Here is a 23,711-nt window from a genome sequence, read left to right on the forward strand (position 1 = left end):
ATACATAAGAAAGGAGGAGTGAAAATGAATAAAAAAATATTTGCTTTAGGAGTAATAAGTATATTATCTATAAATTTTTTTGGATGTAGTATAAAGAATAAGAAAGATAGTAATGAAAATACTGTGAATTTGTATTATAATACTATAGATACAAATTCTATAAGTTTTATACCAGAAATAATAAAAGAATATGAAAAAGAAGAGGGCGGAAAAATAAATATAGTTCCGTTAGAAAAAAATGAAGATATGGTAAAAAAACTTACAGAAAATGAAGAAAGTTCATTAGTGTTATTAGATGCATTCACATTTATTGATTATAATTTAAAAGGTTATTTAAGAGATCTTACATATCTTTTTAATGATGAAAAAATAAAACAAGAGTTTACTGATATAAGTAGTTTATATGGAATTTTTGAAGGAAAACATTATGGATTAGGTATTAGTCCATATTCATTAGAATTAGTTTATAATAAAAGTGAACTAGAAAAGAATGGTATAAAAGTAGAAGAAAATGACGTAAATGCTTTGTTTAAAAAGTTAAATGAGAAAAATATAAAAATACCCGTATCAATAAATAGTGAGTATAGTAAAGAGTTACTTATTAGTGCGTTGATAGCAAATGATACTATAATTTATGATATGCATGATACTGAATATGTACATGATATTAGTAAAAAAATATATTCTATAAAAAATGGTCAAAAAATATTTGATGTAATGCATGATTTATATAATAAAAATATTATAAGCGAAAATATGTTTATAGAAGATGATGAAGCTATAAAAAAATTCAATGAAGGAAAGACTCCAGTTATATTAGTTACAACATTAGAATCAAATTATATAGTAAGTAATTCTGATAATATATGTGTAGTAAATCAAATGCATTTAAATAATGAGAAAATAAATGCACCTGTTTTAACTGATACTATATTATGTTCATCTATAGGCAATGAAAAAATTGATAATGTAAATAAGTTTTTTAGATATGTTATAAATAGTGGAGTTTTTCAAAAAATATCTGCTAAGAATTATATAACAGGAAACAAAATTGCAGATAGTAATTTAAATGGTGTACAAATAAAAATGGCTACAGAAATATCAAGTGCGGAAGAGATAAATAAAGTTTATTTTAATATAATATCAAATGAAGGTATAAAAAGAATAACTGATGAATGTAAAAAAGTATTAAGTGGTAATTATGATGGAAATGAGTGGAGTAGAGTTTTAAACAAAAAATAAAAGCAAATCATTGATGATTTGCTTTTTATTAATGTTATTGACAATCCTTACAAAGACCATAAAAATAAGTCTGGTTAGATAAAACTTTATAACTAGAATTATTTTCAACTTCAGAATTTAGGTGGTCTAGTGATATATTCATTAAATCATCAACTCTTCCACAATTAATACATTGGATATGAGGATGAGAATGTATATTTCCATCGTATCTAAAGTTACCTTCACCAACATTTAACTCTTGAACTAATCCAACTTCAACTAAAGTTTTTAAAGCTTTATAAACAGTCGCTAAACTCATAGTAGGAAAGTCTTTTTGTATAGCTTTATATATAACTTCAGCAGATGGATGTTCTTTTGTACTCATTAAATATTTATAAACAGCAAGTCTTTGAGGTGTTAATTTAAGCTTTTTTTCTTTAAAAATAGCCGTTATATTTTCCATAGGTTACACTCCTTAACTTGTAATAATAATTTAATTATATATTTTTTAATGAGTATAGTCAATAAATATTATAAAATTATCATAATTTACTAATAATGTATATTAGATAACAGTCATAATATTAAAAAAAATTACTTGCTATTTGAGAAAAACAATGTTAAAATATAAACAAAGTTGTTAATTGATTAACAAATTCCGTGTTCATTTCATTTTACATAGAACAGCATTAAAAACTGTTCTATATTTTTTTATATTTTAAACTAACTTTTAATAAAGAGTTAATTTAAAATATAAGGGGCAAGTATAGTTGAAACAAAAAATTTAAAGTGATAAGATATATTAGAGAATAGTTCTAGGAGGAATTGATATGGCTAAATATAAAGTTGGTGACGAATTATTAATAATAAATGATCCTACAGAAGAAAAAGCAAAGCTTAAAGAATTAACTAGATTAAAAGTTGAAAATGATTTTGCTCAAATTTCATGGGGAATAAAAATATTAAAAGTAGAGTATGATAAACCTAATGTTACACTTACATATAGAAATATAAACGGAGAAACTAATAAGGTTTTTGCAATATGTAAAGATATAGAAAACTTTAATAAAGAAAAAGTTTTAGAAAAAGCTTTATTAAAAGCATTCCAAAACGAAATAATAGATATATCAGTTGGTAAAAATACTGGTTGTTTAAGATAGTAAAAAGCTCTCACTTAGTGAGGGCTTTTAATTTTACAATTAATTATAAAATTTGTAAAAAGTGTTTATTTTTGATATGAGTTAATATATAATGAAGAAGTATAAATGGTTTCTTTATGGGGTGAGAAAATATGAGAATGTGTCCTTTTTGGTCGACAGATGATGAACAAATAAGTTGCGATAAGGAATGTCCTATGGTTCAAGATTTAGAAAGGCATGAAGAATGTGTTTTTAAAGAATATTTAGATAGTAGTGATTTAAAATTTATTGAGCTATAGAAAACGATGTGATTTATAGAGAATAATAAAAAACAAAAATAACATTGATATTTAAATATCAATGTTATTTTTGTTTTTATGAATAAAAGTTTGTTGTGGAATGAAGTAGAGTTTGCTTTAAAGACCACAATTTATCTGATAAATCAACATAATAAGTATGAGGATTTTCAAATCTTAAAACTTCAGGCCAAAGTTTTTCTGTTTCTTTTTTTGCATAATCTCTTATTTCCATAACAGATGGTGAATTATAAACTAAATTTCCTTTATCAAAAACTTTAACCATTAAATCTTTAACATAATAATTAGTTAATTTTTTCTTTTTCCATGTATGTATAGGATGGAAAATAGTTAAAGGTTCATTCTCATTTATAACTTCATCATGTAACATTATTAAATCTGCTATTGCTGTATGTGTAGTTTTATCAAATATTCTAACTGTTTTTTTGAATCCTGGATTGGTTATTTTTTCATTATTTTCACTTATTTTTATTTTAGGAATTATTTTTCCAGATTTCTCAACAGCTACTAACTTATAAACACCTCCAAATACTGGTTCGGATTTAGCAGTTATAAGTCTTTCACCAACACCAAAAGAATCTATACAAGCACCTTGACTTAATACATCTCTAATAATGTGTTCATCTAGAGAATTTGAAACTACAATTTTACAATCTTTATAACCTGCGTTATCTAAAAGTTCTCTACATTTTTTTGTCAAGTAAGTTATATCACCAGAATCTATTCTTATACCAGTAGGTCTTTTTCCAAGAGGTTTTAAAACTTCATCAAATACCTTTATGGCATTTGGTATTCCAGATTTTAAAACATTATATGTATCAACAAGTAAAAGACAATTATCTGGATAAACTTCTGCCCAAGTTTTAAATGCTTCATATTCAGTATCAAATAATTGAATCCAGCTATGAGCCATAGTTCCAACTGCTGGTATATCAAAACGTTGATCAGCTATAGTACATGCAGTTGCATTACAACCACCAATCATAGCAGCTCTTGCACCATATATGGCTCCATCGTAACCTTGAGCACGTCTTGAACCAAATTCCATTACAGTTCTGCCATTTGCAGCTCTACAAATTCTATTTGCTTTAGTAGCAATAAGAGTTTGGTGATTAACTGTTAATAAAATCATAGTTTCTATAAATTGTGCTTGAACAACAGGTCCTTTTACAGTAACAAGTGGTTGATTTGGAAATACTGGATTACCTTCAGGAACAGCCCAAACATCACAAGTAAATTTGAAATTTTTAAGATATTCTAAAAAGCTATCTGAAAAAATATTTTTAGATTTTAGATAAGCTATATCATCTTCTGTAAATTTTAATGTGTTAAGATATTCTACTAATTGCTTAACCCCAGCCATTATACAATATCCACCACCATCTGGAACTCTTCTAAAGTACATATCAAAGTAAGCTATTCTATCTTGAATGCCTTTTTCAAAGTATCCATTTCCCATAGTTAATTCATAAAAATCAACTAACATAGTTAGGTTTCTGTCATCTCTAACATCAAAAGTTGTTATACTATTCATAAGTCAACTCCTCTAAAAAAATACTTAAAACTATTGTACAACTTAAATAGAATTATTACAATATAGTTATTCCCTATAAGAAGTGGCAATAATCAATAATAGAGGAGGGAATTTTTTTGAATTTAGATTCATTTCAAAATAAAGCCATATGTGCTAAAGAGAGAAATATTTTAGTTGTTGCAGCTCCAGGTTCTGGAAAGACAACGGTTATTATAAACAGAATAAATTATTTAGTTAAAGAGCTTAATATACATAATAAAAATATAATAGTTATAACATTTACTAAAGCTGCTGCATTAAATATGAAAGAGAGATATAAGAATAGATTTAGTAGAATTAGTTCACCTTTTTTTGGAACTTTTCATGGTCTTTTTTATAAAATGCTAATTAGGGAAGGTTATAATATAAATATAATAGAAGGTTATAAGGTAAATAAAATAATAGAAGGTATATTAAAGAAATATTTTGATGATATAAATGAAGATAAAATAAAAGAAGTAATAAATAATATATCATTATTTAAAACATCTAGAGTAAGTTTAAGTGATTTTAAACCATCATTAACAAAAGAAATATTTGAAGATTGTTTTAATGCTTATAGTGAATATAAAGAAAAAAATAATTTATGGGATTTTGATGATTTAGCTATCAAAGTTATAGAAATTCTTGAAAATGATAATAGACTTAAAGATGGATATAAAAATTTATTTAAATATATATTAGTAGATGAATTTCAAGATTGTGATGATCTTCAAATACAATTTTTAAAAATGATGAATGAAGATATAAATAATTATTTATTTGCAGTTGGAGATGAAGATCAATGTATATATTCCTTTAGAGGTTCAAAACCAGAATATATGGTCATATATGATAAAATTTTTAAAGATGCAAAAAAATATTATTTATCTAAAAATTATAGAAGTTCTAAAAATATAATAGATGGAGCTAAATGTGTTATAGAAAAAAATATTCAAAGAAATAAAAAAGATATTATAGCAAATAAAGATACTGACGGTATTATAAAAATAAATAAACCTTATGATGAACAAATACAAGGTGAAGGTATAGTTGATGAGATAAAATCTTTAGTAAAAAATAAAGGCTATAATTATAAAGATAACATTATATTATATAGGACGAATATGGAATCAATGACCTTTATTGATATATTTACTAGAAAGAAAATTCCTTTTACGTTATTAGATAAAGAATATAATTTTTTTGAACATTTTATATGCAAGGATATTTTGAATTATTTAAATTTATCAATAGATCCAAATAATAGAGAGTTATTTTTAAAAATAATAAATAAACCATTTAGATATGTTAGTAAAAGTAGTTTAGATTATGTTAGAAATTTTAGAGAATATAAAAATCCATTTGATATTTTAATAGGGAAGAAGGATACACCACCATTTCAAGCTAAAAAATTAGATGATTTAAAAAAAGACATAAATTATTTATCAAAGTTATCATTAAATAGTGCAATTCAATTTATAATAAGTGATTTAGGATATTTAGATTATTTAAAAGAGTATTGTGATAAATTTAATCAAAACATAGATGACCTAGAAGAAATAATAGAGGAATTTAAAATTTCAGCTAATGGTTTTAATACAATATTTGAATTTTTTACTCATATAGATAATGTTAAAGAAGAAATAGAAAAATCAAAAGAAAGAACTGATGAAGATAGAGTAATATTAAGTACTATACATAGAGTTAAAGGTATGGAGTTTAAAAATGTATTTCTTGTAAATTGTAATGAAGATACAATACCTCATATATCAGCGGGAGAAGAAAATATAGAAGAAGAAAGAAGACTTTTTTATGTAGGAATAACAAGGGCTATAGATAATCTTTATATATATGCTCCAAAGACAAAGGGAGGAAAATTTAAGGAAGTTTCAAGATTTATAGGTGAAACTGAATTTAAAAATGATGATGAAGTTCCAAGAGAGTTTAAAAAAGGCGTAAATATATTTCACAATGGAAGAAAAGAGCATGGTGTTATAGATAGTATAGATGGAGATAAAGTGAAAATATTATTTCAAGATGGTGCATCTAGAACTTTTTCTATAAAAGTATTATTAGAGAGAAATTTAATTACTATAATAGGATGATGTTTATAAATTATAAAATATAACTAAAAAAGATGATATAATTAACTCTAGAAGTCAGAATTTATATTTACCTTTAAGATTAGGAGGGAATAAGATGATTAATATTTTGGATATGATTAATAGTAATAATATTATTAATTTTAAAGAGGAAGCAAATAAAATAAAAGAGCAATTAATAAACATAAGAAGAGATATACATATGCATCCAGAAGTCGGATTTGAAGAAGTTAGGACTTCTAATTTAATAAAAAGCTTTTTAGAAAGTGAAGGTATTGAATATAGAAGTGTTGCAACAACTGGTGTTTGTGGGATTATAAAAGGAACAAAAGAAGGACCTATAAAAACAATAGCATTAAGAGCTGATATGGATGCACTTCCAATACAAGATAAAAAAACTTGTGAATATAGTTCAAAAATTCCAGGAAGAATGCATGCCTGTGGACATGATGCACATACAACGATTCTTTTAGGTGCAGCAAAGATTTTAAATGATAATAAACATTTATTTAGTGGAAATATAAAATTATTATTTGAGCCAGCAGAAGAAACTACTGGTGGAGCTAGTGTTATGATTGAAGAAGGAGTACTTGAAAATCCTAAAGTTTCAAAAGTTATAGGACTTCATGTAGCTGAAGATGTTGAATATGGAAAAATAAAAATAAAAAAAGGTGTAGTAAATGCTGCATCAAATCCATATAAAATAAAAATAACAGGAAGTGGTGGACATGGAGCATCACCAAGTGCAACTATAGATCCAATAGTTATTGGTGCAAATGTTGTATCAACACTTCAAACAATAGTTAGTAGGGAAATTTCAGCAGTTAATCCGGCTGTTGTTACAGTTGGAACTTTTCATGGAGGAACAGCTCAAAATATAATTCCAGAGTCAGTAGAAATATCAGGTATTATAAGAACTATGACTCCAGAAGATAGAGCTTTTGCATGTAAAAGAGTTTGTGAAATATCAGAAGGAATAGCTATGACTGGAAGAGGAAAGGCAGAAGTTGCAATAGAAGAGAGCTATCCATGCCTTATAAATAATGATGAGTGTGTAGATTTAGTGAAAAATGCTGCAATAAGCGTATTAGGAGCTGAAAATGTATTAGAACAAAAGGCTCCAAGTATGGGTGTTGAAAGTTTTGCATACTTTGCTATGGAAAGAGATTCAGCCTTTTATTTCTTAGGAACAGCAAATGTAGAAAAAGGAACAAATAAATCAGCTCATAGTAGTTTGTTTGATATAGACGAAGATGCAATACCATTAGGGGTTGCTATTCAGTGTCAATCAGCCTTTAATTATTTGACAATGGAATAAATAAAGATTAATCTATAAAAATGAGAAAAAGATTTACTAAAGAACTTTAAATAGGAGTGATTATATAGTGAGAATAGAAATAGGTGCTAATGAAGCGGGCCAGAGACTGGATAAATTCTTAAGGAAATTACTTAAGGATGTTCCGTTAAGTGCAATATTTAAAGCCCTTAGAAAAGGTGACATAAGAGTAAACGGTAAGAAACAAAAGGAAAAGTATACATTAGAAATAAATGATGTAGTTGAAGTTAGATATATACAAAGCAAAAAGATGATTGAAAGAGAAGAAAACTTTATAAAGGTTGATCCAAGATCATTAAAAATAGCTTATGAAGATGAAAATATGGTTGTAGTTGAAAAGTGGCCAGGAGTATTAGTTCATCCTGATACTAATAAAAAAATTCCTACACTTACAGATTACGTTTTATCATATTTAAATGAAAAGGGTGATTACCTTCCAGAAAAGGAAGTAACATTTACACCAGCACCATGTAATAGACTTGATAGAAATACTTCAGGTATTGTATTATTTGGTAAGAATTTTGAGGGATTAAGAGAACTTAATGAAATAATTAGAGAAGGTAAAGTTAAAAAATATTATATGGCTTTAGTTAAAGGCAGAATAAAAGATGGCCTTTATAAAGGGTACATATTAAAAAATGAAGAAAGTAACATATCAAAAGTTTATGATAATAAAGTTAGAGATTCAAAAGAAATATCAATGCAAGTTAAGACAATTCAAAGTGATGGATTATTTTCACTTTTAGAAATTGATTTAATAACAGGAAGAAGTCATCAAATAAGAGCGCATCTTTCACATATTGGTAATCCTATAATAGGAGATACTAAATATGGAGATAAGAAGTTAAATTCACATTTCTTAAATAAATATGGATTAAATTATCAGTTCTTATATGCATATAAGTTAAACTTTAAAAATGTAGACGGAAAACTTGCTTATTTAAAAAATAAAATCATAGTAGAAGCTCTTCCACCTATATTTAAGAAAATTAAACATGATGTATTTAAAATTAGATTATAGATAGGGGATTTAAAATGAGGGAAAAGTCATCATCTACTAAAGGATTTATGATACTATCTCTTGCTGGAATAATAGCTAAAGTTTTATCAGCGTTTTATGTACCACTTTTAACTAGAATTATAGGCACAGATGGGGTTGGTATATATTCTAGAAGTTATGAAGTGTTTATGTTTGTTTATGCGCTTACAAGCATGGGATGTCAGCCAGCTGTAGCAAAGATAGTAGCTGAAATAAGAGCTTTAGGAAATGAGAAAGATGCTATAAAGGCACTTAAAGTATCTAGGAAGATTTATGGTATAGTAGGATTAGTTCTGTCTATTTTAGTAATAGTTATAGCAGGACCACTTACTAATTTAATAAAAATTAGCAATGCAAAATTTGCAATTATGTTTTTAGCACCAAGTATAGTGTTAACTGCTATTTTATCTGCTTATAGAGGATATTTCCAAGGAAAAGATGAAATGACAGGAATTGCAATATCACAGGTGTTAGAACAAATATTAAATGTAGTAGTAAGTTTATTATTTGCATTCCTTTTTATACATATAAGCGAACCTATGGGAGCAGCAGGAGGAACAATAGGTACTTCTGTTGGAGCTTTGATTGCAATATTTTATCTTATATATGTTTATGATAAGAAAAAATTTGAAGAGGAAATTCTTACAGAAAATTTACATGAAAAAAGGGTTACAACAAAGACTATTGTAAGAAAATTAATAAGATATGGTCTGCCAATAACTTTAAGTGCAGGTATACAGAACTTTGGTGGTCTAGTTGATATGGCAAATGTTAATTTAAGGCTTTTAAGTGCGGGATTTACAATAAACCAGTCTGATACGTTGTATGGATTATATTATCAATATAAGACGTTGCTTGGAGTGCCTCTTATAATAGTAACAGCACTTACAACTATTATATTGCCAGCTGTATCTAAGGCTTATGCATTAAAAGATAGAAAACAAATAAAAAGAAGTACAAATTTTGCCTTTAGAATAACATTTGCAATAACAATACCAGCAGCATTCGGACTTGCAATTTTAAGTGATGATATATATACAATACTATATGGAAGTTCTCAAGGTGCATATCTTATGAGCCTTGGATCTATAATACTTATACTTATGGCAATTGCGCAAGTAGAAGGAGTTATACTTCAAGGTATTAGTAGATTCTATCCAATGATAATATCATTCTCGATTGGTATTATATTTAAAATTTTAGCAAACTATATATTTGTTGGAATAAGAGAAATAAATATAATGGGAGTATTAATTGGTAATTTCTTATGTTATTTACTTCCGGTTATAATAAATCATAGAATAATAAGAAAAGCAATAAGAGCTAGAATTCCTATGGTTAGAAATTGTGTTAAGCCAGTAATAGCATCAGTTTGTATGGTTATAGTCATATTTTTATTAAAGCAACCTATAGAAATATTAGGTAGCTTTATTGGAACTGCAAAGATTGTTGTATTTATATATACTTTAATATATACAATGATATTAGTTGCAATTGGGGGATTTGTATATGTTTATGTAATGATAGTACTAGGTGGAATAAGAAAGCTAGATATAGAAGCAGTATCTCCTAGAGTATATAAAATTCTTCCAAGATTTATAAGAAAGAAAATAAGGTAAATAAAAAGTGTAGGTAATTAATTACCTACACTTTAATATTCCCCAAATTTAGAATAGTATATAAAAATAATAAATGTAACGGCGACGATCATTAATGTTTCTAGTGAACTTAATGGACTTAGTACGTTTTTTATAAATATGTTTAAAACTAAAAAAGTTAATATTGATAATAGTACAAATATTATTATATTTGTTAATGATAAATTTATATCAACGTCCTTTTTTACTTCATGTAAGTTTAAAATTAGAGAAACAACTGATATTATAAAAAGATTTAAGCTATATCCATAAACATTAATTTGAGGTATTGAAGTAAATATGAATAAACAAATAAGTTCAAGAACTGCTATTATTAAAGAGTTTCTAACTATTATTCCTTGTTTATTTAATCCATTTAAAATTCCAAACATAGTTGATGAAGTGAAAAAAATTGGGGCAGATAAAGCGGCTATAAATATATAAGATCCAAGGTCATTTCTTCCATAAAATAAGTTTCCGAGTTCATAAGGAACTAGAGAACATATAACTGTAGTTGATAATCCTAATAAGAATGCTATTTTCATAACTTTTTTTATTCTTAATGAAGCTTCATAAGTATTTCCACGACTTAATGTTTGAGATAAGTCAGGAATTAGTAGAGTATTAATTGAACCAACAACAATAAGTGGTATTCCTATTAAGGTTACAGCCATACCTGTATATTTTCCTATTAAAGCTAGTGCTTCAGAATAAGAAAAACCAGCAACCATAAGCCTTCGTGGAACTAATAAAGTTGACATTGTAGCAAAAATATTATTTAAAAATCCATTCAGGCATAAAGGTATAGAAATAACTAAAACATTAAAAAGAAGTTGCGCTCTTCCATCAGGTTTAAATCTAGGTTTTGGTAGTTTAGATACACATCTTCTATAATATATAAACAATAAAATTAAACTTTGTAATTCTCCAATTGCTAAAGATACATAAGCTAATGTTACTAAAGTTGATAAATTGTTTGATGCAAAGGAATATACTAATAAAGTTATTGTAATAATTCTCATAGCTTTTTCAAAAATATCAACAATTGCCGGAACGACAATTTTAGATACTCCTAAAAAATATCCTTTTAAAATATTACTTAGAGAAATGAAAACCATTGCTGGACAAGTTACTCTTATGGCATTTATTGTTCTAGCATCATTTATTCCATATTTCCCTATATATGGGGATAATAAAAATACTACAATACCTATTAATAAAGACCAAACGATATTAAATAGAGCAACTGTATTTATTGTTTTTGTTAAATTATTAGTTTGAGATTTTTCATAATAAACTGCTGAAACTTTAGATAGTGCAGCAACCACACCAGCAGTCATAAGACATATAAATAAGTTATACACTGGCATTATTATATTATAAAGACCGATACCTTCTGCACCTAATATTTTTGATAAATATATTGAGAAAGCAAAACCTAAAAGGCCGGTCGTTATATTTGATGTTGTAAGTAAAAAAGAATTTTTAAAAAAATTATCCTTTTCCAAAATTAAACCCCCTTTTATATAAGCTAAAGTGAATAATATTAAATATATGCACCTAACATATTAAATATTTTATTTAAAGGATTTAAATAATAGGAATATTATAGGAATGTTATAAAATATAAATTTAATAAGGGGAAAGGGGGATTAGTTATGGCAAGATTTTTAAAGTTTTTTATAACTTCAATAGTGATAGTAACTATAGCAATCAGTATGTATACTTATTCTAATAATCATACGGTTGATGTTTTGATGGAAGATATAAAAACAGAGTTATTTATTAAAGGTTGTGAAGGTGCCGTGGCTATTAGCGAAGGGGAAAAGGATGAATTATACATAGCTTATAATAGTGAAATAGTAAAAGTAGATAGTCAAAATAAAATAAAAATGGTACTTAAAGATTATAGTTTAAATATTGATGATTTAATTTATAAAGATGGAACAATATATATATTATCAAATGAGAATTTGATTTCTATAGATAAAGAAGGAAATAAAAAGATACTTAAAGATAATCTTTTATATAAAGGTGAAAATATAGATAGAAATTTATTGATAAAGGAAAATAGTTTATTAATATCAATTGGTGCTGCAACTAATTCTGGTATAGCAGAAAAAGATGGCATTAAAGATATATCCCCTATAAACTTGCAGTTAAACAATATAAATTATGGAAAGATAAAAACTGGAGCATTTAAAAATTATGGAGAATTTACAAAGGAAAATGAAGTGATAGTTGGAGAGGAGATAGGTAATGCATCTATAATAGAATTTAATATACAATCTTTAGAAACTACATTATTTGCATCTGGAATTAGAAATATAGAATCTTATGATATAAATAGTAAAGGCGAAGTTTATGGAATAGTGGGCGGAATTGAAAATAAAGGAGAAAGAGCTGTAATTAGAGATTCTGATTATGTATATAATATTAAAAAAGGGTTGTGGTATGGGTGGCCGGATTTTAGTGGTGGAAATCCAATATCTTCTCCTAGGTTTACGGATTCGGATAAAATAAGTGAATTAATAAAAAATCCACCAGAAAAGAGAGGGCAGACTCCATATTATGAACATAATGATATAAATTCATTAAAGCAATTAGTTGTGGATAAAGATGGGGTTATAATTAATAAGGATGAGATAATATTATATGATGAAAAAGAGAATACTATATATTGTTTAACTAAAAATAATGTTTTAAAAAAGATGATTAAGTTAGATAAAGAAAGTAAAGTTCTTGATTTAACAATTTGTAATAATGCACTATTCTTATTAGATAGTGAAAATGGATATATTTATAAAGCTATAAAGGACAGTGGATTCATAGGTGTAAATATTCCAAATGTTATTATTATATTAGTATCAATAATAATATTAATAATCTTAGGAGTAATAGTAATTAAATTAAAAAGATATAATATTTTAAATAAAAAATAGTTAGCAATTTTTTCGCTAACTATTTTTATTTAAAAGACAAAAACATTATATTGTAAAGATATAATGAAATAATATCTATATATGTATTTTATCTTTGATATACATATAAATAAATGATAATATATAGGTAAGTTATGGGTAGAGGGGTTGTTTTTATGAAAAAAACTATAATTTTAAATCTTGAGAATATAAAAATTGAAGGGGATATTTTAGATGTTGCTTGTGAAAATTCTGGTATAGTATGTAGTTTTTCTGAAGAAGCTAAAGAAGAAATGGCCTTAGATAAAGCTTATGATGATATAGAATCTATAAAAGATAAAAAATATGATGCATGCACTTTTTTCTTTAATTTAAATTCTTTATGGACTTTAAATAAAAAAGAAGCATTAATTGATGAAGTATCAGAATGTTTAAAAGATAATGGAGAAATATATATATGGGATATAAATAAAAATGTAGGTGAATTGGTAGATAGTAAGCTTAGAGTTTTATTACCTAATGGAAAAATTGATGAATATAATATAAAAAATAATAATATTTTTTCTTCATCAAATTATGAAGAAACCAAAAGTATACTTGAAAAAACTTTTGTTATAGAAGAAACTAAAGTTTGGGAAGATGTATATTTTATTAAAGGCGTAAAAATTTAATCTTAGAGAGGAAGAATTTCATGAAGATATTACTTACAGCTATAAATTCAAAATTCATTCATAGTAATCTAGCTGTTAGATACTTAAAAGCATTTACTAAAGATATGGATGCTGAATGTAAAATAAGAGAATTCTCTATAAATGATAGGGAAGAGAGGGTATTAGAAGAAATTATAAAAGAGAAGCCGAATGTAGTATGTTTTTCAACTTACATATGGAATGTTGAGATGGTAAATAGACTTTCAGAACTTATAAAACAAGTTGATTCTAATATAGAAATATTATATGGAGGTCCAGAAGTATCATATGATAGTATGGTAATCTTAGAAGAATTTTCAGGAGATTACATAATAGAAGGTGAAGGAGAAAAAACTTTTAGAGAATTTGTTGAATATAAACTAAATATGAGAGATATTGAATCTATAAGAGGTTTATTTTACAAAAGGGACGGGGAAGTTAAATTTAATGGTAGTAGACCACTTATGTCTATGGATGAATTAGTATTTCCATATGAAGAGGATGAAGATTTAAATAATAAGATTGTTTATTATGAGGCATCAAGAGGATGTCCATTTAATTGTAAATATTGTTTATCATCAACTATACATGGAGTAAGGTTTCATAAAATTGATAGAGTTATAGAAGAGTTAAATTACTTTATAGAAAAGAAAGTTAAATTAGTTAAGTTTGTAGATAGAACATTTAACTGTAATCATAAATTTTCAATGGCGATATGGAAGTTTTTAATAGATAGCAATACAGAAACACAATTTCACTTTGAAATATCTGCAGATATATTAAAAGATGAGGAAATTGAATTATTAAGAGAAGCTCCAGAAGGTAGATTCCAATTTGAAGTTGGAGTACAAACAACAAATGATGAAGTATTATCTAATATAAATAGGTTTGTTAACTTTACAGACATTAAGGAAAAAGTTGTAGAACTTCTTTCAATAAGAAATATAAAACAACACCTTGATCTTATTGCTGGACTTCCTGGAGAAGATTATGCTTCATTTAGAAGATCATTTAATGATGTTCATTCAATAAAACCAGAAGAAATTCAATTAGGATTTTTAAAATTACTTAAAGGTTCTTCAATGAGAGAAGAAAGTGATAAGTATGATATGAAATATTCACCATATCCACCTTATGAAATATTAAGTACAAATAAAATAAGTTATTCTGAACTTATGGATTTGAAAAAAGTTGAACATATGGTTGATAAATATTATAATAGTCAGAAATTTAATAATATATTGAATTATTTTTATCCTAAATTTAAAGAGCCTTTTGTATTATTTCATGAACTTTCTAAGTTTTATGATGAAAAAGGATATTTTAATAGAAGTATAGGAAATAACGAATATTATAAATTTTTCTTAGATTTTAATGAAGAAGTATTAAAGGAAGATAATTTTATCTTAAGAGAAATAATAAGATATGATTATTTGCTACATAATAAAAGAAGAGGTATACCAGATTATATTAAAAGCAATATAACAAAGGAAGAAGAGAAAAAAATAAAAGATGAATTAAGAGAAGAGTATTCATTTAGAGATTATAGTGTAGAAAAATTCTATATAGATATAATTAAATTTATTGAAGAGGATAAAATATTAGAGCTTGAAAATTATGCATTGTTAGATAATGACAAAAATTTTGTTATATTGAATAAATAATTAATATATAGTTAATATAAAGTGTAGAAAATGTATACATATTAAACTACAGTTTAAAAAATTAACATGGAATTAATATTTATATGGACAAATATCAATAAATTTATTGAAATTATCCTCAAAAAGTGTATAATTAAAAATATGAATAAAAAGTAATTAATACTATATAAAGTATTAATTCATATATTATTACACATTTAAGTGCAAAGGTGGTGAGATTTTGGCATTAGAAGCAATTAAAGAGATTAAAAGAGTAGAAGCAGAAGCGGAAGCATTAATAAAGTCTGCAAACGCCGAAGCAAAAGATATCGTTCAAAAAGCTACCGTTGAAGCTACTGAAAATTATAATAGAGTTTTAGAAGGTGCTAAGGACAAGTGCAATAGTATAATGAATGATGCTGTTGAAGCAGGCAATAAAGAAGCTGAACCTATATTAAATAAGGGAAAGCAAGAAGCCAAAGATATCTATGACATTAAAGAAGATAAAAAAAATAATGCTGTAAAATTAGTGATTGAGAGGATTGTGAAGATTCATGGCAATAGTTAAGATGAATAAGTTCACTTTGCTTAGCTTTGAATCACAAAAAGATAATCTTTTAAAGAAGCTACAAGGCTTTAGGGAGGTTGAATTTATAAACCTTCAAAATGATGAATACATCCAAGGCAAAGAAGCTTTAGAAGGATTATTAAAAGATGAAGTTGATTCAGAATTTGCAAAATGTGAAGAAGACTTATCAAAAGCTAGATTTGCCCTAGAATTTTTAAGGGCTTATGTACCTCAAAAATCAGGATTAAAAGCAATGCGTGAAGGAAAGAGAACTTTAACATTAACAGATCTTGAAGATACTGTTAATAATAGCAATTGGAATGATATTTATTCAATGCTTAAAGAAAAAGAAGTTCACCTTGCAAATCTAGAAAATGAGAAGACAAAACTTGAAGGCGTCATAGAATCTTTAAAACCATTAGAAGGATTAGATGTATCCTTTGAAGATTTAAAGAGTATGAAGACACCTTACTTCTTAGGAAGTGTTTCTAAGCAATATGAAGAAGAACTAAAATCTAGTTTAAAAGATCATTACTTAGAGATAATATCAAAAACTAACGACGACATTTTCTTCTTATGTTTAGTTTATAAAGATAATGAAGAAGAAGTTGAGGAGATTTTAAGAGGTCTTGGATTTAGTTCATTTAAGACTGAGCAAAATGAAACTCCAATAAGAGTTATCCACCAAAGCATGGATAGAATTGAAAAAATAGAATCTGAAAAGTTTTTTATAAAAGAAGAATTAGCAACTCTTGAAGAAGAAGTAAAAACTTTAGAGTTAGCATTTGAATATTTTTCAAATGTATATTCAAGAAAAACAGCTAAAAATAACTTCTTAAAAACTGAAAAGGTAAGCTTAATACAAGGATGGATTGCTGTTTCTGATAATGATGACTTCAAGAAATTAATTCAAGATACGCTTGGAGAAGATTATTATCTTGCATTTGAGGATGTAAAGGAAGAAGAAATGGGTGAAGTCCCAATAAGATTACAAAATAATGATTTAAATAAATCATTTGAAAATATAACAGAAATGTATAGTTTACCAAGATATGATGAAATAGATCCAACACCACTTTTAGCACCATTCTTCTTATTATTCTTTGGAATGATGGTTGCAGACGTTGGATATGGAGTATTACTACTTATAGGATCAATTGTAGCACTTAAAGTATTAAAATTAGATGATGGGCAAAGACAATTTGCTAAGTTCTTCTTCTATTTAAGTTTTCCAACAATAATCTTTGGACTTATATATGGAGCAGTATTTGGTGATTTAATAAAGTTACCTGCACTTATAGATACTAACAAAGATGTTACTACAATACTTATTATGTCAGTAGTTTTTGGTGTAGTTCAAATATTCTTTGGACTTGGAATAAAAGCTTACGTATTAATAAGAAATGGAAAACCATTTGATGCTTTTTGTGATGTAGGATCATGGGTTATAACATTAGTATCAATAGGAGCATTTGGATTTGGTGCATATGCAGGAAATCCAGTTGTAAAAACTGTTGGTATGTGGTGTATGATAATCGGTATGATACTTATTGTATTAACACAAGGAAGACACATGGAATCAGTTGGAGGTAAGCTAGGAGAAGGTTTATATGCTTTATATGGAATAACAGGATATATAGGAGACTTAGTTTCATATACAAGATTAATGGCCTTAGGATTAGCTGGAGGATCTATAGCTGGAGCAATTAACCTTATTATAAGTATGTTCCCAGGAGTAGCATTCTTTATATTTGGACCATTAGTATTTATCTTAGGTCAAATATTCAACTTTGGATTATCATTATTAGGAGCTTACGTTCACACATGTAGATTAGAGTATGTTGAATACTTCTCAAAATTCTATGAAGGTGGCGGAAAGCCATTTAAACCATTTAAGACACTAGATAAATATATAAAAATAAAAAAAGAGATTTAATGTTATTAAACAGGAGGAATTTAAAATGAATACTTGGATAGAATTTTTTACACAAAACGGAGGATTTGTATTTGCAGCAATAGGTGTTGCATTAGCAGTAGGATTATCAGGAATAGGTTCAGCTAAAGGGGTTGGACTAGTTGGGGAATCAGCAGCTTCATTAATGACAGAACAACCAGAGAAGTTTGGTAAAGCGTTAGTACTTCAATTATTACCAGGTACACAAGGTTTATACGGATTCGTTATCGGATTATTAGTATTCTTAAAGATTACACCAGATATGTCATTCCAAAGCGGATTATACTTATTATTTGCATGTTTACCAATTGCTATAGCAGGATTATTCTCAGGTATTGCTCAAGGTAAAACAGCAGCAGCTGGTATTCAAATATTAGCTAAAAAGCCAGAACAAACAACTAAAGGTATCATATTTGCAGCTATGGTTGAAACATATGCATTATTAGGATTCGTTGTATCAATCTTATTAGTATTCAAGTTTTAATATTGAGGAAGTGAAGTTATGTCAGACGTAAAAAATCTTACTTCTAAAATCTTAAAGGATGCGGAAGAGAGAAAGGAAAGTATTCTTAATGCTGCAAATGAAGAAAGAGCAAAAATAATTGCTAAAAAAGAAAGTGCAGCTAAAGTAGAAGAGGCTTCTATGCTAGAAAAGGCAAAAATTGAAGCAAAAACAAGACAAGAAAGAATAGTTTCAGGTGCAGAGCTTAAAGCAAGAAATGAAAAGCTAAAAGCTAAACAAGAAGTTATAGATTCAGTTTTTGAAAAAAGTATAGATGAATTATGTAAAATGTCAGATGAAGATTTAAAAAGCTTCATAAAAAATATGATAGTTAACTCAGATATTGCTGGGGATGAGAATATTATATTAAATGAAAAAGGTAAATCAGTTCTAGATAATTCACTACTTGGAGAAATAAATAGTGAATTAAAAGGAAAAGGTAAAAAGGGAGAACTTAAAATCAGTGATGAATTAAGAACTTTCAGAGGTGGATTTATCTTAGAAAAGGATGGCATAGAAATAAATAATACTTTCGAAGATTTAGTAAACTCATCAAGAGATGATTTAGAATTCGAAGTAGCTCAAGTTTTATTTTAATTAAGGAGGAAAAAGAATGAATTCAATGGAATTTACTCAAGTTATACCAAGACTTAGAGTATTAGAAACAAGACTCCTTGATAAAGCGAAAATCGATAGAATGATTGATGGAGATTCTGCAAATGAAGCACTTAAAGTGCTTCAAGAATCTGAGTATGCCAATGTTATGACAGGTGTTAAAAGAGCGGAAGATTATGAAATAATACTATCAAAAGAACTTAAGAGAGTTTATGAGCTTATGTATGATGCATCACCATCAAAAGCTTTAATAGATTTAATGAGTATAAAGTATGATTATCATAATATAAAAGTTCTTTTAAAAGGAATGTTCCTTCAAAAAGATTTTAGTGAAATGTTAATATCAGTTGGTAAAATTGATATTCACACATTAAAACAAAGTGTAAATAATAACAGTTTAGGAGAACTTCCAAAAGTTATGAGAGAAGCTATAGAAAAAGCTAAAGAAACTTTTGAAGCAAATAAAGATCCACAAGAAATTGATATTATTTTAGATAATGCTATGTTTGCTGAAATGAAGGATATTGCTAAAGAATTAAATGATATGTTTGTTGATAAATATGTTAAAGCTTTAATAGATTTAACTAACATAAAAACTTTATTAAGAGTTAAGAAGCAAAACAAAAATAGAGATTTCTTACAAGAAGTTATAATTACTGGTGGAGCTATTGATAAAGATACAATAGTAGGATTTTTAAATGATGCACCAGAGAACATATCAAATAAGTTATCTTTCACTGATTATAGTGAACTTATAAGATTTGGAATTGAAGATTATACGAAGACTGGTTCAGCAAGTCTTTTAGAAAAATTAATTGATAACTACATTATGAATATGATGAAAGAAGCTAAATTCATACCTTTTGGTGTGGAACCAGTATTAGCTTATATATATGCAAAAGAAACAGAAATAAAAGTAGTTAGAATTATAATGGTTGGTAAACTCAATAATATCTCAGGGGAAGTAATTAGAGAAAGGCTGCGTGATATTTATGTATAAAAAGATCGGTGTAGTTGGAGACAAAGATTCAGTTTTAGCATTTAAAGCTTTAGGTATCGATGTATTTCCAGTTGTTGAATCTGATGAAGCAAGAAAAACTATAGATAGATTAGCTATGCAAGATTACGCAGTTATCTTTGTAACAGAGCAAGTTGCAAAAGAAATAGAAGAAACTATTGAAAGATACAATAGGGCAACACTTCCAGCTGTAATATTAATTCCAAGCAATCAAGGATCATTAAATATAGGAATGCAAAGAATTAGCGATAATGTAGAAAAAGCTGTTGGCGTTAATATCTTATAGGAAGGTAGGTTTTGTAAGGTGAAGACCGGAAAAATAATCAAAGTTTCAGGACCTTTAGTAGTTGCTGAAGGTATGGATGAAGCTAATATATTTGACGTATGTAAAGTTGGAGAAAAAGGTCTTATCGGCGAAATCATAGAAATGAGAGGCGATAAGGCATCTATACAGGTATATGAAGAAACTTCAGGAATAGGACCTGGAGACCCAGTTGTTACAACTGGAGAGCCACTAAGTGTTGAACTTGGACCAGGACTTATTGAAGCTATGTTTGATGGAATTCAAAGACCTCTTGATGCTTTCATGAAGGCAGCGGGTTCAGATTTCCTAACAAAAGGGGTTTCAGTTAAATCATTAGATAGAGAAAAAACTTGGGAATTTAATCCTATAGTTAAAGTTGGAGATGAAGTATCAGCTGGAGATGTTATAGGAACAGTTCAAGAAACAGCAGTAGTACTTCATAAGATAATGGTTCCTTTTGGAGTAGAAGGTAAAGTAAAAGATATAAAATCAGGAAACTTTACTGTTGAAGATATAGTTTGCGTTGTTGAAACTAAAGATGGAGACAAAGAAGTTAAAATGATGCAAAAATGGCCAGTAAGAAAGGGAAGACCTTATGCAAATAAGTTAAACCCAGTTGCGCCACTTACTACAGGACAAAGAGTTATAGATACATTCTTCCCAGTTGTTAAAGGTGGAGCTGCAGCAGTTCCAGGTCCATTCGGAGCTGGTAAAACAGTTGTTCAACACCAAGTTGCTAAATGGGGAGATGCTGAAATAGTTGTTTACGTTGGATGTGGAGAACGTGGAAATGAAATGACAGACGTTCTTAATGAGTTCCCAGAACTTAAAGATCCAAAAACAGGTCAAAGCTTAATGAAGAGAACAGTTCTTATAGCTAATACATCAAATATGCCAGTTGCTGCTAGAGAAGCATCAATATATACTGGTATTACAATAGCTGAATATTTCAGAGATATGGGATACTCAGTAGCTATCATGGCTGACTCAACATCAAGATGGGCAGAAGCATTAAGAGAAATGTCAGGAAGACTTGAAGAAATGCCAGGTGATGAAGGTTACCCAGCATATCTTGGATCAAGACTTGCAGATTACTATGAAAGAGCTGGTAAGGTTGTATGTCTTGGAAAAGATGGAAGAGAAGGAGCGGTTACAGCAATCGGTGCAGTATCACCTCCAGGAGGAGATATTTCAGAGCCAGTTACTCAATCAACTCTAAGAATTGTTAAAGTTTTCTGGGGATTAGATGCTCAACTTGCTTATCAAAGACACTTCCCATCAATTAACTGGTTAAATTCATATTCATTATATGCAGATAGAATTGGTGAATGGATGGATGAAGAGGTTGCATCAGATTGGTCAGAACTTAGAGTAGAAGCTATGGCTTTACTTCAAGAAGAAGCAAACCTTCAAGAAATCGTAAGACTTGTTGGTATAGATGCACTTTCAGAAGGAGATAGATTAAAACTTGAAATTGCTAAGTCAATAAGAGAAGATTATCTTCAACAAAATGCTTTCCATGAAGTTGATACATATACTTCATTAAATAAGCAACACAAAATGTTAAAACTTATACTTCAATTCAAACATGAAGCAGATAGAGCTTTAGAAAATGGAGTATACTTAGATAAAATATTAGGTATGAGTGAAATCAGAGATAGAATAGCTAGAGCTAAGTACATCTCAGAAGAAGATATAGCAAAGATTGATCAAATCGGAGTAGATTTAACATCTGAAATGAACAAACTTATCAGCGAAGGAGGGGTTCTAAATGCCTAAAGAATATAGAACAGTTACTGAAGTAGTAGGACCTTTAATGGCTGTTGAAGGTGTTGAAGGAGTTAAATACGACGAATTAGTTGAAATAGAATTACAAAATGGAGAAAAGAGAAGAGGTAAAGTACTAGAAGTTAATGGTTCAAAAGCTATGGTGCAAATCTTCGAAGGTTCTTCAGGAATTAACTTAAAAGGAACTAAAGCAAAATTCTTAGGAAGACCACTTGAACTTGGTGTTTCAGAAGATATGCTTGGAAGAGTCTTTGATGGTATGGGAAGACCAATAGATAATGGTCCAAAGATAATACCAGAAAAAAGACTTGATATAAATGGAGAAGCTATAAATCCAGTTGCTAGAGATTATCCATCAGAATTTATTCAAACAGGAATATCAGCAATAGATGGACTTAACACTCTTGTTAGAGGACAAAAGCTTCCAGTTTTCTCAGGATCAGGACTTCCACATGCAGAACTTGCAGCACAAATTGCAAGACAAGCGAAAGTTTTAAATTCTGATTCAAAATTTGCTGTTGTATTCGCAGCTATAGGTATAACATTCGAAGAAGCTCAATTCTTCGTTGATGAATTTAAGAAAACAGGAGCTATAGATAGATCAGTTCTATTTATGAACTTAGCTTCTGACCCAGCTATCGAAAGAATAGCTACTCCAAGAATGGCTCTTACTACTGCTGAATATTTAGCATATGAAAAAGGAATGCACGTTCTTGTAATAATGACAGATATAACAAACTATGCAGAAGCTCTAAGAGAAGTTTCAGCTGCTAGAAAAGAAGTTCCAGGAAGAAGAGGATATCCAGGATACTTATATACTGACCTTTCTACATTATATGAAAGAGCAGGAAGACTTAGAGGAAAAGAAGGTTCAATTACTCAAATTCCAATACTTACAATGCCTGAAGATGATAAAACACATCCAATTCCAGACTTAACTGGATATATAACAGAAGGACAAATAATACTTTCAAGAGAACTTTATAAAAAAGGTATTATGCCTCCAATAGATGTATTGCCATCACTTTCAAGACTTAAAGATAAAGGTATCGGTAAAGGAAAAACTAGAGAAGATCACGCAGATACAATGAACCAATTATTCTCAGCATATGCTCAAGGTAAGCAAGCAAAAGAATTATCAGCAATCTTAGGAGAATCAGCTCTTTCAGATACTGATAAAGCATTTGCTAAATTTGCAGAAGCTTTTGAAAATGAATATGTTTCACAAGGCTTCACTACAAATAGAACTATAACTGAAACTCTAGATTTAGGATGGAAGCTACTAGCATTACTTCCTAGAACTGAGCTTAAGAGAATTAGAGATGAATACCTTGAAAAATATATGCCAAGAGAGGAAGAATAG

General features: G+C 27.9%; 21 protein-coding genes. 18 read left to right on the top strand and 3 right to left on the bottom strand.

The window, feature by feature from the left end:
• Positions 1–24 precede the first annotated feature (24 nt).
• Complete coding sequence (locus O212_RS0102005) at positions 25–1,242, top strand: extracellular solute-binding protein (protein ID WP_024613500.1); 1,218 nt, start codon at positions 25–27, stop codon at positions 1,240–1,242.
• A 34-nt stretch (positions 1,243–1,276) separates the two neighbouring features.
• Here the strand turns inward: O212_RS0102005 and O212_RS0102010 are convergent, their stop codons facing one another.
• Complete coding sequence (locus O212_RS0102010) at positions 1,277–1,684, bottom strand: Fur family transcriptional regulator (protein WP_024613501.1); 408 nt, start codon at positions 1,682–1,684, stop codon at positions 1,277–1,279.
• A gap of 367 nt (positions 1,685–2,051) precedes the next feature.
• Here O212_RS0102010 and O212_RS0102015 point away from each other — a divergent pair, with 367 nt between their 5' ends.
• Together O212_RS0102015 and O212_RS16805 are read left to right on the top strand one after the other, a co-directional pair.
• On the top strand, positions 2,052–2,381 hold the full coding sequence (locus tag O212_RS0102015; protein ID WP_024613502.1) for a hypothetical protein: 330 nt from the start codon (positions 2,052–2,054) through the stop codon (positions 2,379–2,381).
• 131 nt (positions 2,382–2,512) lie between these two features.
• On the top strand, positions 2,513–2,659 hold the full coding sequence (locus tag O212_RS16805; RefSeq protein WP_173391472.1) for a hypothetical protein: 147 nt from the start codon (positions 2,513–2,515) through the stop codon (positions 2,657–2,659).
• Positions 2,660–2,735: 76 nt separating this feature from the next.
• On the opposite strand, the gene O212_RS0102025 is transcribed toward O212_RS16805, so the two are convergent.
• Positions 2,736–4,211 (bottom strand): nicotinate phosphoribosyltransferase, encoded by a 1,476-nt coding sequence (locus O212_RS0102025; protein WP_024613503.1) that lies wholly within the window; start codon positions 4,209–4,211, stop codon positions 2,736–2,738.
• A gap of 110 nt (positions 4,212–4,321) precedes the next feature.
• On the opposite strand from O212_RS0102025, the gene O212_RS0102030 reads away from it, so the two are divergent.
• From O212_RS0102030 to O212_RS0102045, 4 genes are all read left to right on the top strand, one after another.
• The gene (locus tag O212_RS0102030; protein ID WP_024613504.1) at positions 4,322–6,337 is read left to right on the top strand and encodes an ATP-dependent helicase; all 2,016 of its coding nucleotides are present in this window, start codon (positions 4,322–4,324) and stop codon (positions 6,335–6,337) included.
• 130 nt (positions 6,338–6,467) lie between these two features.
• Positions 6,468–7,652, top strand: coding sequence for an amidohydrolase (locus tag O212_RS0102035; protein ID WP_024613505.1), 1,185 nt, complete (start codon positions 6,468–6,470; stop codon positions 7,650–7,652).
• Between the two features lie 67 nt (positions 7,653–7,719).
• A complete protein-coding gene (locus O212_RS0102040; RefSeq protein ID WP_024613506.1) occupies positions 7,720–8,691 on the top strand; it encodes an RluA family pseudouridine synthase in 972 nt (323 codons plus the stop codon).
• Between the two features lie 14 nt (positions 8,692–8,705).
• Positions 8,706–10,328 carry a polysaccharide biosynthesis protein gene (locus tag O212_RS0102045; RefSeq protein WP_024613507.1) on the top strand — a complete coding sequence of 541 codons (1,623 nt, stop codon included), beginning with the start codon at positions 8,706–8,708 and terminating at the stop codon, positions 10,326–10,328.
• Positions 10,329–10,360: 32 nt separating this feature from the next.
• Here O212_RS0102045 and spoVB read toward each other — a convergent pair whose 3' ends face one another.
• On the bottom strand, positions 10,361–11,854 hold the full coding sequence (spoVB, locus tag O212_RS0102050) for a stage V sporulation protein B (protein ID WP_024613508.1): 1,494 nt from the start codon (positions 11,852–11,854) through the stop codon (positions 10,361–10,363).
• Between the two features lie 150 nt (positions 11,855–12,004).
• On the opposite strand from spoVB, the gene O212_RS0102055 reads away from it, so the two are divergent.
• The 11 genes from O212_RS0102055 (at position 12,005) to O212_RS0102105 (ending at position 23,711) form a co-directional block, all read left to right on the top strand.
• Positions 12,005–13,288 carry a hypothetical protein gene (locus O212_RS0102055; protein ID WP_024613509.1) on the top strand — a complete coding sequence of 428 codons (1,284 nt, stop codon included), beginning with the start codon at positions 12,005–12,007 and terminating at the stop codon, positions 13,286–13,288.
• A 155-nt stretch (positions 13,289–13,443) separates the two neighbouring features.
• On the top strand, positions 13,444–13,938 hold the full coding sequence (locus tag O212_RS15845) for a hypothetical protein (protein ID WP_051372976.1): 495 nt from the start codon (positions 13,444–13,446) through the stop codon (positions 13,936–13,938).
• Positions 13,939–13,958: 20 nt separating this feature from the next.
• Complete coding sequence (locus O212_RS0102065) at positions 13,959–15,620, top strand: B12-binding domain-containing radical SAM protein (protein WP_024613510.1); 1,662 nt, start codon at positions 13,959–13,961, stop codon at positions 15,618–15,620.
• Between the two features lie 220 nt (positions 15,621–15,840).
• The gene (locus O212_RS0102070; RefSeq protein ID WP_024613511.1) at positions 15,841–16,167 is read left to right on the top strand and encodes an ATPase; all 327 of its coding nucleotides are present in this window, start codon (positions 15,841–15,843) and stop codon (positions 16,165–16,167) included.
• Positions 16,154–18,103 carry a V-type ATP synthase subunit I gene (locus O212_RS0102075; RefSeq protein ID WP_024613512.1) on the top strand — a complete coding sequence of 650 codons (1,950 nt, stop codon included), beginning with the start codon at positions 16,154–16,156 and terminating at the stop codon, positions 18,101–18,103. Before O212_RS0102070 ends, O212_RS0102075 begins: the two co-directional genes overlap by 14 nt.
• Positions 18,104–18,128: 25 nt before the next feature.
• The gene (locus O212_RS0102080; RefSeq protein ID WP_029699107.1) at positions 18,129–18,605 is read left to right on the top strand and encodes a V-type ATP synthase subunit K; all 477 of its coding nucleotides are present in this window, start codon (positions 18,129–18,131) and stop codon (positions 18,603–18,605) included.
• 18 nt (positions 18,606–18,623) lie between these two features.
• On the top strand, positions 18,624–19,220 hold the full coding sequence (locus O212_RS0102085; RefSeq protein WP_024613514.1) for a V-type ATP synthase subunit E: 597 nt from the start codon (positions 18,624–18,626) through the stop codon (positions 19,218–19,220).
• 16 nt (positions 19,221–19,236) lie between these two features.
• Positions 19,237–20,238, top strand: a complete 1,002-nt coding sequence (locus O212_RS0102090; protein WP_024613515.1) for a V-type ATP synthase subunit C — start codon at positions 19,237–19,239, stop codon at positions 20,236–20,238.
• Positions 20,231–20,542 carry a V-type ATP synthase subunit F gene (locus O212_RS0102095; protein ID WP_024613516.1) on the top strand — a complete coding sequence of 104 codons (312 nt, stop codon included), beginning with the start codon at positions 20,231–20,233 and terminating at the stop codon, positions 20,540–20,542. The genes O212_RS0102090 and O212_RS0102095 overlap by 8 nt, the downstream gene beginning before the upstream one ends.
• A gap of 18 nt (positions 20,543–20,560) precedes the next feature.
• On the top strand, positions 20,561–22,339 hold the full coding sequence (locus O212_RS0102100; RefSeq protein ID WP_024613517.1) for a V-type ATP synthase subunit A: 1,779 nt from the start codon (positions 20,561–20,563) through the stop codon (positions 22,337–22,339).
• On the top strand, positions 22,332–23,711 hold the full coding sequence (locus O212_RS0102105; protein WP_024613518.1) for a V-type ATP synthase subunit B: 1,380 nt from the start codon (positions 22,332–22,334) through the stop codon (positions 23,709–23,711). Before O212_RS0102100 ends, O212_RS0102105 begins: the two co-directional genes overlap by 8 nt.

It is taken from the genome of Clostridium sp. Ade.TY, from assembly GCF_000498355.1.
Taxonomy (GTDB): Bacteria; Bacillota; Clostridia; order Clostridiales; family Clostridiaceae; genus Clostridium.

Excerpts from the sequence above, each read along its gene's own strand:
- O212_RS0102005 (WP_024613500.1), top strand. The coding sequence starts at position 25 with ATGAATAAAAAAATATTTGCTTTAGGAGTAATAAGTATATTATCTATA.
- O212_RS0102010 (WP_024613501.1), bottom strand. The coding sequence starts at position 1,684 with ATGGAAAATATAACGGCTATTTTTAAAGAAAAAAAGCTTAAATTAACA.
- O212_RS0102015 (WP_024613502.1), top strand. The coding sequence starts at position 2,052 with ATGGCTAAATATAAAGTTGGTGACGAATTATTAATAATAAATGATCCT.
- O212_RS16805 (WP_173391472.1), top strand. The coding sequence starts at position 2,513 with ATGAGAATGTGTCCTTTTTGGTCGACAGATGATGAACAAATAAGTTGC.
- O212_RS0102025 (WP_024613503.1), bottom strand. The coding sequence starts at position 4,211 with ATGAATAGTATAACAACTTTTGATGTTAGAGATGACAGAAACCTAACT.
- O212_RS0102045 (WP_024613507.1), top strand. The coding sequence starts at position 8,706 with ATGAGGGAAAAGTCATCATCTACTAAAGGATTTATGATACTATCTCTT.
- O212_RS0102055 (WP_024613509.1), top strand. The coding sequence starts at position 12,005 with ATGGCAAGATTTTTAAAGTTTTTTATAACTTCAATAGTGATAGTAACT.
- O212_RS15845 (WP_051372976.1), top strand. The coding sequence starts at position 13,444 with ATGAAAAAAACTATAATTTTAAATCTTGAGAATATAAAAATTGAAGGG.
- O212_RS0102065 (WP_024613510.1), top strand. The coding sequence starts at position 13,959 with ATGAAGATATTACTTACAGCTATAAATTCAAAATTCATTCATAGTAAT.
- O212_RS0102075 (WP_024613512.1), top strand. The coding sequence starts at position 16,154 with ATGGCAATAGTTAAGATGAATAAGTTCACTTTGCTTAGCTTTGAATCA.
- O212_RS0102080 (WP_029699107.1), top strand. The coding sequence starts at position 18,129 with ATGAATACTTGGATAGAATTTTTTACACAAAACGGAGGATTTGTATTT.
- O212_RS0102085 (WP_024613514.1), top strand. The coding sequence starts at position 18,624 with ATGTCAGACGTAAAAAATCTTACTTCTAAAATCTTAAAGGATGCGGAA.
- O212_RS0102090 (WP_024613515.1), top strand. The coding sequence starts at position 19,237 with ATGAATTCAATGGAATTTACTCAAGTTATACCAAGACTTAGAGTATTA.
- O212_RS0102095 (WP_024613516.1), top strand. The coding sequence starts at position 20,231 with ATGTATAAAAAGATCGGTGTAGTTGGAGACAAAGATTCAGTTTTAGCA.
- O212_RS0102105 (WP_024613518.1), top strand. The coding sequence starts at position 22,332 with ATGCCTAAAGAATATAGAACAGTTACTGAAGTAGTAGGACCTTTAATG.